Raw genomic sequence first — 11,785 nt, 5'->3', positions numbered from 1 at the left:
GTCCGCCCACCTCCCGTGAAGGGAGTCGTTCATGCTGCCGCGAACACGAAGCTGGATAGCGTCCGCCCTCCACCAGCCGACTCCATTGCCGGCCACCGTGCCCACCCACTCGATCGCCCCTGTCGCTAGCGGATGGTTGGAGAACTACCTCCGCGATCCCGGCGGCGCACTGCTCGCGCTGCTGGCCCGGCTACGCGACCTCGCCCTGCACTGGGGCCCGCTCGCGGCCCCCGTCCTCACGGTCCTCATCACCGGGATCGTGATCAGCAGGCGGTGGTGGGCGCGGCGCTGCCACGAGCTGCTGCTGACCGACGCACGTCAGGTCACCGTGCTCGCCCCACCCACGGTGGATCCCGCAGGCGGAGCCGCGTTGTGGTCCAACCTCGTCGGCCTCCTGCGGCCAGGCTGGCGCCGCGCGTTCACCGGCCAGCCGCACGTGGCATGCGAGTACGTGTTCTCCGAAGCCGGGGTCGCCATCCGGCTGTGGGTGCCCGGCCTCATCCCGCCCGGCCTGGTCGAACGCGCCGTGGAGGCCGCGTGGCCCGGCGCGCACACCCGCGTCGGCCCAGCCGAGCCACCCCTGCCCGCACCGGGCGAGGGGCAGCGGCGCCTGGTGGTCGGCGGCGAGCTGCGGCTGGCGCGCCCGGAGGCGCTGCCGATCCGCAGCGACTTCGACGCCGACCCCATCCGCGCCCTGATCGGCGCGCCGATCGGGCTCGGCCGCGACGAGCACGCCTGCGTACAGGTGCTGGCCCGCCCTGTCACCGGTCGCCGCGTGCAACGCGCACGGCGCGCCGCCCGCCGAGTCCATACCGGCACCTCACCGCGCCTGATCGGCAGGCTGCTCGACATCGTCACCGACACCATCACCCCCGGCACCACCAGCCGGACGCGGCGCGCGGCGACAGCGCGGACCGGTGCCCTGCACAGCGACCCACAGACCTCGCTGGAATACGCCGCCCAGAACCGGGCCATCGTCGGCAAGCAACGCGGCAGCCAGTTCGAGACCGTCGTCCGCTACGCCGTGGCCACCCTCCTGCCCGCCGACACCGACCAGACCGAGGTCCACCGGACCCGCGATGTCGCCCGCGGCCGCGCCCACGCCCTCGCCGCGAGCTTCGCCTCCTACACCGAGCACAACCACTACACCCGCCACCGCCTCCGCCACCCCGGCCACGTGATCGACTCCCGTCGACTGAAGCGAGGAGACCTGCTGTCGGTACCCGAACTGGCCGCGATCGCGCACCTGCCCACCGACGAGGCCATCCCCGGCATCCAACGCGCCGGCGCCCGCGCCATCGCACCCCCACCAGGCATCGCCACCCCCGGACCGGAAGCCAAACCGATCGGGATCACCGACACCGGCCACCGGCGCTCCGTCGCCCTTCGCGTGCCGGACGCACGCCACCACCTGCACGTCATCGGCGCGACCGGCTCCGGCAAGAGCACGCTGCTGGGCAACATGATCCTGGCCGACGCCGAGGCAGGCCGAGGCATCGTGCTCATCGACCCCAAGGGCGACCTCGTCACCGACGTCCTGTCCCGCCTGCCCCGCTCGGCAGCCGATCGAGTCGTGATCTTCGACGCCGACAGCAAATCCCGACCGCCCTGCCTCAACCCCTTGGACGGCGGCGAGACCGACCTGACCGTGGACAACCTCGTGTCGGTGTTCCGCCGGGTGTACTCGGCGTTCTGGGGACCGCGCACCGACGACGTCATGCGCGCCGCCTGCCTCACCCTCCGCGCCCAGGAAGGCGTCGCCACCCTCGCCGACCTGCCCAAGCTGCTGGCCGACGAGGCGTTCCGCAACCGGGTCACCGCCGGGATCACCGACCCCGTGCTGCGCGGATTCTGGTCCTGGTACTCCGAACTCACCGACTCGTCCCGCTCCCAGGTCATCAGCCCGCTCATGAACAAACTCCGCGCGTTCCTACTGCGGCCGTTCGTCCGCGACGCGATCGCAGGCGGCCACTCCACAGTAGACATGGCTCAGGTGCTCGACGGCGGCATCTGCCTCGTGCGCATCCCGAAAGGCTCACTGGGCGAGGAGACCACCCGACTGGTCGGCTCACTGGTCGTCGCGCGGACCTGGCAGGCCACCACCGGGCGTGCCCGCACCCCGCAACGCCGACGCCGCGACGCCTCACTGGTGATCGACGAATGCCACAACTTCCTCAACCTGCCCTACCCCATCGAGGACATGCTCGCCGAGGCCCGCGGCTTCCGGGTCGCCATGACCCTGGCCCACCAGCACCTCGGCCAACTCCCCCGCGAACTCCGCGAAGGCATGTCCACCAACGCCCGCAGCAAGATCTTTTTCAACGCCAGCCCCGAAGACGCCCGAGAACTGTCCCGCCACACAGCGCCACGGCTGTCCGACCACGACCTCGCCCACCTCGGCGCCTACCACGCCGCCGCGCGCCTGGTGCTCAACGGCGAGGAAGCCCAGCCGTTCACCATGCTCACCCAGCCACTCCCGCCCGCCATCCCCGGCAGGGCACGAGAGATCCGTGCAGTGACGCGCCGCACCGCGCGCACTCGCGCTGCCGAGGCCGCCAACGGCAGGCCCGCGACCACAGGCACCCGGCCGCCTCGCGGATCGTCGGGTTCGTCCCGACCCGCGGCCCGGAACGAGCCCGTCACGCGCCCGCGTAGCGCCGACCCCCGCCGCAACAGCTGACCCACCCTCCCGCACTCCCACCCGCCAACACGTCCTGGCGCGCTTCGCGCCGGCGACGGTTCCGCTCTGCCCACCCGGAGGCGCCCGCATGATCACCAAACCCACCCGCCAGCGCGCTCTGCGCGGCCACAAGCCCACCCGACCCACCTCACGTGTGGCGAACACCGCCGAGCACCAGGCCGTGCTGGCGTGGCGGCTGACCCCGCGCGACAAGTGGATCGCCCGGATGCTCTGGGAACACCGCGTGCTCACCGCCCACCAGATCACCGCGCTCGCCTTCCCCAGCTTCCGCTCTGGGCGGATGCGGATGCGCGAGCTGTACCTGTGGGGTGTCGTCGACCGCTTCCAGCCCTTCGTGACCGTCGGCACCGCGCCGATGCACTACGTGCTGGCGCCCGCCGGTGCGGCCGTGCTCGCCGCCGAGGACGGCCTGGACGTCAAAGAGCTCGGCTACCGGCACGACCGGGTCTTCGGCATCGCGCACAGCCTGCGCCTGGCCCACACCGTCGGGGTCAACGAGTGGTTCACCGCCCTGGTCGACCGCGCCCGCCACCCCCACTCGGGCGAACAGGTCGAGCTGGCGGCGTGGTGGTCGGAGACCCGGTGCGCCCGTCACTTCGGCGACCTGGTCAAGCCCGACGGCTACGGCCGCTGGAGGTCCAGCGATCAGCACGGTGACCGGCAGGTCGAGTGGTTCCTCGAGTACGACTTCGGCACCGAACCGCTGAGCAAGCTCGCCGGGAAACTGTCCGGCTACGCCGCCCTCGCGCAGGCCACAGGCATCACCACGCCGCTGCTGGTCTGGCTGCCGACCTCGAGGCGCGAAGCCGCCGCCCGTCGACTGCTCGCCAAGGCGTGGCGTGAACTCGACGACCGGCACTCGGTGCCGATCGCCACGGCGGCGGCCGAGCTGCTCAATCCCGAGGCCGCCCACCCCAGCCCTGCCGACGCAGTGTGGCTCCCACTGGCCTCCCCCGCCGGGGCGTCCCGGCGACCGCTGTCAGGACTGCCCGACGCCTGGCCACACGTGCCGCCGCCGGTCACACCCACCGAGGAGAACCCGACGGGCACGGACTCGCCGCCGCCGATGTCACCACCACCCCCGCCGATGCCGCCCACCCCGACCAGCCCACCGGCGTCACGCGACGCGACCCGACAGGCAAGGGGGTGAGAACGTGCTCCCCAAGGTCGCCATCGGAGCCGCGGCCATCCTGCTGCTCATCCCCGTCATGATCGGCCACAGCGGCGGTGCCGTGGTGGACGCGCTGTTCGGCAGCTCCTCCAACACCACCATCGACTGCACGAAACCGATCGCGGACATCCCGCCCGAGTACTGCCTGCTCTACCTCACCGCCGCCCCGCACTGCCCCGGCCTGGACTGGACCGTGCTCGCCGCGATCGGCAAGGTCGAGACCGACCACGGCCGCCTGAAAGCACCAGGCGTGACCGAGGGCGAGAACTACGCTGGCGCAGGCGGGCCGATGCAGTTCCTCGCCCCGACCTTCAACGCCGTCATCAGCGCCCACCGAATCCCGTCCGGCGGCGCCAACCCGCCCTCGCGGTACAACCCACACGACGCCATCCACGCCGCGACCTTCCTACTGTGCGACGAGGGCGTCCGGCGCGGCGACCTGCGGGCGGCGATCTTCGCCTACAACCACGCCGACTGGTACGTCGACAAGGTCCTCGACCAAGCCGCCGAATACGCCGAGGCCGCCGCGACCAGCATCGGCACCGGCGACTGCGACACCATCCAAGCCCCCAACGCCACCACCCTCGCCGCGATCAACTACGCGTGCGGCCAACGAGGACTGCCCTACGTGTGGGGCGGCAACGGCCCCGACGGCGGCCACGCGGGCTTCGACTGCTCCGGACTCACCACAGCCGCCTACGCCTCTGCTGGAGTGTCTCTTCCCCGCACCGCACAAACCCAGTTCAACGCGGGCCCGCGCGTCCCGGCCGGGCAGCCGCTGCTGCCGGGCGACCTCGTCTTCTACGGCACACCCGACAAGATCCACCACGTCGGCCTCTACCTCGGCGACGGCAAGATGATCAACGCCCCCGACTTCGGCCAACCGGTCCAAATCGACAACCACCGCTACACCGGCGACGACTACGCCGGAGCGACCCGTCCGACGGCTTCTATTGTATAAGTAGCTTCCGCTCGAACTTAAACACTTCCGGCCGTTAGACAGCTAGAAACATCCAGGCTGCGTAAGATCAACCTCTGGTCCCGACGCATCCACTACGGCAGGGGGCGTTCCTTCTGCCTTCTCGGCCGGGAGTCAACAGGAACGACACCCCGGCGCGCCTTGAGCAGGTGCTCATCCTTCGTGCACTCGCGCACCGCCAAGCGGCTCAGGATCCGTTGCTGTGTTTCCGGTGTCCAGAAGACACCGAGCCGACGCCTGGCCCGCGTGATCGCCGTATAGAAGATGCTGTGTGAGATCCATTCCTCGTTGGCGTCTGTGATGACCACCTTGACCGAGTCGTACTCCAGGCCCTGCGCCTTGTGGATCGACACGGCGTAGGCGATCTGGAAGGGCACCAGCGTGTTGACGTCGTCATCATCGTCGTCCGAGTTCGGGCGCTCGAATACGTCGAACTGGACTATCGAGCCCTCGACCCATCGAAGGTCGGTGCCGAACAGATCGCCCTCGGTGATCTCGTGTCCGAGGTCGACGTCGAAGGTGAGGCGACCGGACACGCGGTCGATGCCAGTGATTCTGCCTTTCATGTTGTTGTAAATGACCGGCCGGAAGCGCTCGGTTGCGTTGAACAGCACTGGGTCGCCGACCTTGTAGGTTGCCTCGCCCCAGGTCACGGAGGGACTCGGGTTGCTCGCTTGCAGGAATCGGTTGACGTTGTTGATTCCATAGAGCCCGTCGTAGTTCAAGCACAGCACGATCTCGTCGTCGCTCTCGCGCAGGAAGAGCGCATCGCCCAGTGGCTTCGAGTAGCCGTTCTTGGAGAGCGACTCCTCGATCCGATCATCCAAGTTTCGCACCCGGTCCCACAAGGTAAGCAGGGATTGATCTTTCGTTCGCCAGGGTTTGGTCAGTTCAAATACGGACCCTTTGGGGACGTAGGAGCGGGCAAGGTCGAACCAGTTGCCGAACTGAATTGATTCGATCTGGTAAACGTCACCAACGAGCACGAGCAAGTCGAATTCCGTACTGTCGATTACCTTGAGCAGGTTCGCGTTGTCCACAGTGCTGCACTCGTCGATCACGACAATGTCATAGCCTGATGTGTCGCTTCTGTTGATATGACCGGTGATCGTGCTGAAGTGAGAGTTCGGTGCCTGCACTCGCCGCTTCAGGTTATCGATGGCTGGGTTGGTGTGCGCGAGGAAGAGCTTCTGCTTGCCCGAGAAGTAGTTGGCGATGTGGTCCACCATGGTGGACTTTCCGGTCCCGGCCGCACCGTAGAGCAGGGCGACCTTCGAGTGCTCAAAGAGCGCTCTCAGAGCCTGGGCCTTAAGGTTGTCATCGACCTCGTCGGGGTTCGCATCCAGCCAGTCCTGGACGCCGTCGGCGTACCCTTCAATGCCCTCGCCCGCGATCGCCTGTAGCTTCTCGATGATGGCCACCGTGTCGTCCTCGTACCCGACGATGAAGACGTGCCCCTTGGCGTGAGCGAGCTTCCGCGGCGCATGTCGGGCAGTTGGCGGGAGCAGTCGGTTGTAGATCTTGATCAGCGCATCGACGTCGCCGAGGTCCTCGCACTCGGCGGCCGGTGTGTAGATCACGCCGCGCTGTTCAACATTGTTCCTCACGCGGCGCGCCAGCAGTTCGTGCGTGCGGCCGGTTGCATCGAGGCTCTCTGCAAGATCCGCGAACCGCGGGACATGACTACTGGGAGCGCTGCAGAATGGCATCGTGTCAAAGGGGCTGCTCCGCGACGTGAGCCGGAGCCCCGACAGCCACCTGTTCGGCGTGGGGTCGTACTGGGCCTTGATCCACTGATTGCGCATCTGGTGCATCAGGTACCGCAGCACGCGGGAACCCGGCCGGTTCGAGCGGATGAGCGTCCGTGCCTCGTCGAGCATAGGGAAGATCAGCGCGGTCTGTCCCGAGTCGCCGCAGGCCCAACTGCGGATCCGGTTGTACCTCGCGTCGGTCATGTCGACAAGGTCGAGCAGGCTGGATCGGGTCTTTGTCAGGTAGTGCATGAGGTTGCGGTACTCGGCATGACTCGACCGAACCCCCTCCGACAGTCCGAAGAATCGTGCGTAGTTGTCAAACTCGCAGGGGCGTATCGAGACCTCCCACGAACGGATGACCAAGATCGGCATGGTCTGTCCCAGCACCGTGATCGATTCCCTCGACAGGTCGAGGTAGGCCGCGTACCTGTCGGTCATATCGATGTCGGTGAACGCGATCGTGCGGTCGAACTTGCTGGTCCAGTTGTGGGCCATCGAGAACGTGACCTCGTAGTAGATCCGCCCGCTGGAGAAGAAGGGCCGCGAACCATGGATGTAGTAGCGCTCGCGACGGCGCTCGGCCCGCGTCGCACGGGCCGCCTCGATACGCTCCGCGATCTTCTCGTGGTACTCCCGGAGCGACGGGTCGAGGTCTGCGGGGAACAGCTCGAGATTACCGAGAATGCTGATACCGAACTGCTGCATCGCGAGGTCGCGGGTGCGAAGCAGGTACTCGTAGTACTTGAGCATCAGCCGCTCGGACGGGTCACTGTCCAGCGTGTAGTGCGAGACACTGGCCTGGAGCAGACTGTGGAACCTGCTAAGCAAGCGGAATTTGGCCCTCGCCTTGACCTCGGCCAGCGCAGGACCGACCTGGTCGTAGTGGAACTCTGCCGAAGGATCGTCGATATGTGCCCAGACGACGAGCCCTTCAACCATGTTCCGGAGCTGGGAGAGGAGATTCTGCGACAGCAAACCGCGATCGTCCTGGTGCCTGGCGATGTTCTGGCAGATCACCTGGTCGGCGCTCTGCACCTGATGCCTTACCGATGCCATGAAGGTCAGCCCCCGCCGCCGACCAAGCGAAGAACCGGGCGCTGGTCGACATTGCCGAGCAGGTCACGGACTTGCGCGACACTGAGCTTCAACACCTCCGCGAGGACAGGAACCCCCACCCCGTGCTCGCTCGCCAGGTCCGCAGCCTTCTTCAGGAGCGAAGGGTTCTCCCCCGGGTACGCGCTCGTCGGGTCGGCCTGCGGGTCGTCGCTCATAGCCAGGCGCTGGTAGGCCCGCCGCGCCGACGACTCCGTGGTGCGCCCGCGCTCGACCATCCGGCGGACGAGCGACTTCGGCGAAACGCCCCATTTCCGCCCGAGCCGGTCCAGAGCCGCCAGGTCCAGCCGCTGCGGCAGCGCTGCGTCCATGGCAGCCGCCGGTGTCAGGAATGCGGCTGCGAACTCGTCGGCCTCCTTCTCAACCGCAACGCTGTGGTGGCCGAGGTCGCCATGCAGCAGCAGATGGCCGATCTCGTGCGCGATCGAGAACCTGTGCCGGAAGACATTCTCGCTGCGGCGGGGCGTGGTGATGATAACCGGCCTGCCGACGATGACAGCCGAGAACGCGTCGACAGCATCGATCTCGCGCAGCGGCCGTACGGCGACGACGATACCGCGGGACTCGGCCGTGGCGACCAGGTGCTTCACCGGGCCGTCCGGCAAACACCAGTGCGCCCGGAGCGCCGCGGCAGCCTCCGACGGCGTCACCCCGGCGTCGAGGACCGGGAGATCCGCGTCTGGCAGCTTGACGTACCGCTCCAGCGCGAACGTCAGCTCCCACACCAGTGCCGCAGTGGCCAGCGCTTTCTGACGGTCGCTTACCCGCGCTGACCTCAGGCTGCGGAAGTGTGCATTCAAGGTGTCGATGCGCGCGAGCGGGCGGCCAACGCCAAAGAACCCCGGCGGGACTTTCAACGAGGTCGCCAGCCGGTCGAGCACCTCTGGCCGCGGCGAGTTCACGCCAGCCTCGTACTGACCAATTGCTGCGGCAGAGACACCGACCTGCGCTGCCAAATCGGTCTTACTTAGACCGAGGCGAACCCGCGCCTGGGTCAGCCGTGCCGGCTCGAACCGACCCTTCCCGCCTGCCGCGACTTGGAACAAGCCTGGGCCGTTCTCAGCCATCGGTCGGTTTCCAGTCCTGCTTCTGGAGCTCCACGACCGGCGTAACCGGAGCACCGCTGTCGAACGACTCGACGTCGGATGCGGCGTCATCGGCGACCAGTTCCGGTTCCCAGATGCACTCCTGCCCACGCAGCTTGACCTTGCCGTCGCCGTCGAGTACGGCGACGGCCCACTCGATCGACTGAAGCTGCCGCGGGGTCGACTTGACCATGACCAGCACCAGCGGCATCGTGTCGCCGAATGCCCGAAGCACGGAGCCAAGCTCGCCCCTCTCCGTGGCGTGCTGAACGGGCTCAGGCTCGCCGGACAGGCTGGGCTCCCACAGCGTCGGGTCGAGGGGAGCGGTCACGAAAGCGTTCTTCCGAGTCGGGCTCGACGCGAACTCGCTCACCGCGTTCGGGTTGTTCCCCAGGCGCCAGACGTACACCAAGCTGTCGTTGACGACTGGGATCTCGCGTCCGCTGGGGGCCAGCTTCTTGGACCGGAAACCCCGGTCCTTCAGGGTTTGACTGGTGTCGTCCAGCAGGTCCCGCCACTGGCTGCCGAACCCCATCGCGTATCTGGATTCTGAAACCAAGTGCGCCTCGGCCGCGAGACTGTGTCGCGCCCGCACGATCTTGACGAGCAGGTCGCGCAGACCAAGGGCGGCAGAGCCGAGAGCATCGGCGGGCGAGTCCGGGACCATCGGCAAGCCTCCTGAAGCAGGTGTCCATGGCCTCGGCCGGTCAGGACGTAACTTCAGTATCGCACACGATCCGCGCGCAAGCACTTCAGTGGCGCGAGCGCGGGGTGCTTGTGCGCACCCCTGAGGCATTCCAGATGATGCGTGAACACGGCGGCGGCGTGATCGTCAAGGCAGGTTCTCAAGCAGGACGGATACCCGCGTTGCGCCGACGCGGGTGATCGTTGGGGCAGGCACCGATGAGAGATCGGCCTGCACCCCGACACCGGACACCGGTACCCCGCCTCCAGCAGCACAGCGCACTCGATCTCGCAGGGATTGCAGGGCGACCGTCAAGCATGGACAAAGACGCGACCGCCCGAGCATTGTGAGTAACGCCTCCCGGGTCGCTACAGTCAGGGCGGCGCGTGCTCACGTGGTGCGGAGACTTGCTGCGCACGGGTTGCTCGCATCGCACGGAATACTCAGATTCGCGATCAAGGTTGCTCATGTGTTCCCGAAACGTACAGTATAGCTTCCATTCGACCTCCAACCCTGCCTTGACTCCCGACGGCCACGGTGCCGCCTGGCCGCCGGATGTACTGGAAACCCCTGCAGTGTTAACAAGCGACCGTTGCCCGACGATGCTCGATACGTGTCGGACCATGACAAACTACCGGGGCTTCTGCCGCTGGTCGACGGTTATCAGTACGAAGTGTTTCTCAGTTATCGCCGATCCGGTCCCGGTAATGCCGCGCAGTGGGTGCAGAACCATTTTCATCGCATGCTGGAGGACTGCCTGGCGGACGAGGTGGGCGATTCCGCCGTTTTCGTGGACGTGAACGTCGAGACCGGCTCACACTGGCCCAGGTTGCTTCAGCAGGCACTTGCGCGCAGTAAGATGCTTGTTGCCGTTTGGTCGCCGCCCTACTTCCAGTCGCCTTGGTGTCTTGCCGAGTGGCACACCATGGTCGCCAGGGAAAGGGCATTCGATGGGCTGGTGAAACTAGTGTATCCGATCACGTACGCGGATGGAGTGAACTTCCCCGAAGAGGCGAAGAATCGGCAGAGCCGCAGCGTACACGCTGTGTCGAACCCATATCCGTCGTTCCAGGGTTCGCATCGCCAGGCTGAACTCTTCGACGTCGTTCGCGAGATCGCTGCCGAACTCTCCGATCAGCTTGCGAAAGTTCCGCCGTGGCAGGACAACTGGCCAGAATGCAGGATACCCGACACTGCGGTCAGGACCCCGGCCGTACTCCCGACGTATCAGCCATGATCGTCACTTTCACGGGTCAGAGCCCGGGTGGTCCGTTCGACGTAACACCGTCTACGGTGGCCGCACTTCTTGCGCAATGGGGCTACGCGGTTCTCTACATCGACTGGAATCCGTTTTCCGATGCATCGGTAGATGCCGGTTTAGCCGGTCTGCTCGCTGCTAGGCTCGCACCACATGACGTAGTCGTGCCTAGACGCTTCAGTGGAGGACACGTGGTCGACACTGTTCCTCCTGGTGACTGGGCACTGCTGTCTGACAACCCCAGCAGTTGGGCGTCCGTCTACAGCCGCGGTATGGCGGACTTCGTGGAGGAGTGCGCTGAGAGTTGGCGCGCAGCGTACGAAGTCGTGGTGGTTCGGGATGCCGCTGATGGTCACCCCAGCCGGGGGATCGCCGTGGCGCACCTGCCGGACGCGCTCGTACTCGGTTGTGACAATCCCGCAGCGGCACAAGCCGCCACCGAAGGCCGAGACGTGCTCCCCTTCGGGCGCGGTCAACTGCTGGTTCTACCGGTCGGTGGCGCGGTCGATGCCTTCGAGCAGTGGACGCACACCTGGGTACACGCCACAGTGCAGGCCTCGCAGGTAGTGGAAATCGCCTCGACCGACGTTCGAGTCCTGGCCGCGTTGCTGGCGAATGGGTTCGCCGGAACCGACCTCCTGGTGGCCGACGTCGACGCCTACCTGTTCGCCGCGGAACATCGCGACGCCCGATCGGCCCCTTCCCACGGAGTCGAACGTGACCCAACTGTGGTGCCTGAACTCGTTGAGCACGTGACCAAGCACGAGGACGTACCCGTCCCTGTCCCGCCCGTGGCCGTCGCGTCCGACGACCCGGGCAAGTGGGGTCGGGTCGACGACGAGGGCACCGTCTACGTGCGCACCGCCGAGGGCGAGCGCGTGGTCGGCTCGTGGCAGGCGGGCGAGCCCGCCGAGGGCCTGGCCCACTTCGCCCGCCGCTTCGACGACATCCGCACCGAGGTCGAACTGCTCGGCGCCCGGCTGGCGTCCGGGTCCGGCGACCCGAAGCAGGCGGCCACCTCCGCCCGCCACCTCAAGGA

General features: G+C 67.0%; 8 protein-coding genes and 1 pseudogene. 5 read left to right on the top strand and 4 right to left on the bottom strand.

Going from position 1 to position 11,785, the window contains the following annotated elements:
• Positions 1-31 precede the first annotated feature (31 nt).
• From IEY98_RS27720 to IEY98_RS27710, 3 genes are all read left to right on the top strand, one after another.
• Positions 32-2,680, top strand: a complete 2,649-nt coding sequence (locus IEY98_RS27720) for a type IV secretory system conjugative DNA transfer family protein (protein WP_189213623.1) — start codon at positions 32-34, stop codon at positions 2,678-2,680.
• Positions 2,681-2,768: 88 nt separating this feature from the next.
• Positions 2,769-3,851: a replication-relaxation family protein gene (locus IEY98_RS27715; protein ID WP_189213622.1), complete on the top strand. Its 1,083-nt coding sequence runs from the start codon at positions 2,769-2,771 to the stop codon at positions 3,849-3,851.
• Positions 3,852-3,855: 4 nt separating this feature from the next.
• Positions 3,856-4,833 carry a C40 family peptidase gene (locus tag IEY98_RS27710; protein WP_229787587.1) on the top strand — a complete coding sequence of 326 codons (978 nt, stop codon included), beginning with the start codon at positions 3,856-3,858 and terminating at the stop codon, positions 4,831-4,833.
• Between the two features lie 92 nt (positions 4,834-4,925).
• Here IEY98_RS27710 and IEY98_RS27705 read toward each other — a convergent pair whose 3' ends face one another.
• The 3 genes from IEY98_RS27705 to IEY98_RS27695 are packed head-to-tail and all read right to left on the bottom strand — an operon-like array spanning position 4,926 to position 9,470.
• Complete coding sequence (locus IEY98_RS27705) at positions 4,926-7,661, bottom strand: ATP-dependent DNA helicase (protein WP_189213621.1); 2,736 nt, start codon at positions 7,659-7,661, stop codon at positions 4,926-4,928.
• Positions 7,662-7,666: 5 nt separating this feature from the next.
• Positions 7,667-8,785 carry a helix-turn-helix domain-containing protein gene (locus IEY98_RS27700; protein ID WP_189213620.1) on the bottom strand — a complete coding sequence of 373 codons (1,119 nt, stop codon included), beginning with the start codon at positions 8,783-8,785 and terminating at the stop codon, positions 7,667-7,669.
• The gene (locus tag IEY98_RS27695) at positions 8,778-9,470 is read right to left on the bottom strand and encodes a hypothetical protein (RefSeq protein ID WP_189213619.1); all 693 of its coding nucleotides are present in this window, start codon (positions 9,468-9,470) and stop codon (positions 8,778-8,780) included. The genes IEY98_RS27700 and IEY98_RS27695 overlap by 8 nt, the downstream gene beginning before the upstream one ends.
• Positions 9,471-10,101: 631 nt before the next feature.
• Here IEY98_RS27695 and IEY98_RS27690 point away from each other — a divergent pair.
• On the top strand, positions 10,102-10,725 hold the full coding sequence (locus IEY98_RS27690; protein ID WP_189213618.1) for a TIR domain-containing protein: 624 nt from the start codon (positions 10,102-10,104) through the stop codon (positions 10,723-10,725).
• Positions 10,726-11,231: 506 nt separating this feature from the next.
• Here IEY98_RS27690 and IEY98_RS27685 read toward each other — a convergent pair.
• Entirely contained in the window at positions 11,232-11,498 is a 267-nt protein-coding gene (locus IEY98_RS27685) for a hypothetical protein (RefSeq protein ID WP_189213617.1), read from the bottom strand.
• On the opposite strand from IEY98_RS27685, the pseudogene IEY98_RS27680 reads away from it, so the two are divergent.
• Positions 11,499-11,785 (top strand): annotated as a pseudogene (locus IEY98_RS27680) (DUF349 domain-containing protein); the annotation flags it as partial.

Origin of the sequence: Actinokineospora fastidiosa, from assembly GCF_014648415.1 — a bacterium.
In the GTDB taxonomy this organism is placed as follows: Bacteria; Actinomycetota; Actinomycetes; order Mycobacteriales; family Pseudonocardiaceae; genus Actinokineospora; species Actinokineospora fastidiosa.
Note: the sequence above shows the minus strand (reverse complement) of the source record. Positions and strands in the feature narration are given on the sequence as shown.

Bases quoted from the DNA above. Each gene is read 5' to 3' on its own strand.
- IEY98_RS27705 (WP_189213621.1), bottom strand. From the start codon at position 7,661: ATGGCATCGGTAAGGCATCAGGTGCAGAGCGCCGACCAGGTGATCTGC.
- IEY98_RS27700 (WP_189213620.1), bottom strand. From the start codon at position 8,785: ATGGCTGAGAACGGCCCAGGCTTGTTCCAAGTCGCGGCAGGCGGGAAG.
- IEY98_RS27695 (WP_189213619.1), bottom strand. From the start codon at position 9,470: ATGGTCCCGGACTCGCCCGCCGATGCTCTCGGCTCTGCCGCCCTTGGT.
- IEY98_RS27715 (WP_189213622.1), top strand. From the start codon at position 2,769: ATGATCACCAAACCCACCCGCCAGCGCGCTCTGCGCGGCCACAAGCCC.
- IEY98_RS27720 (WP_189213623.1), top strand. From the start codon at position 32: ATGCTGCCGCGAACACGAAGCTGGATAGCGTCCGCCCTCCACCAGCCG.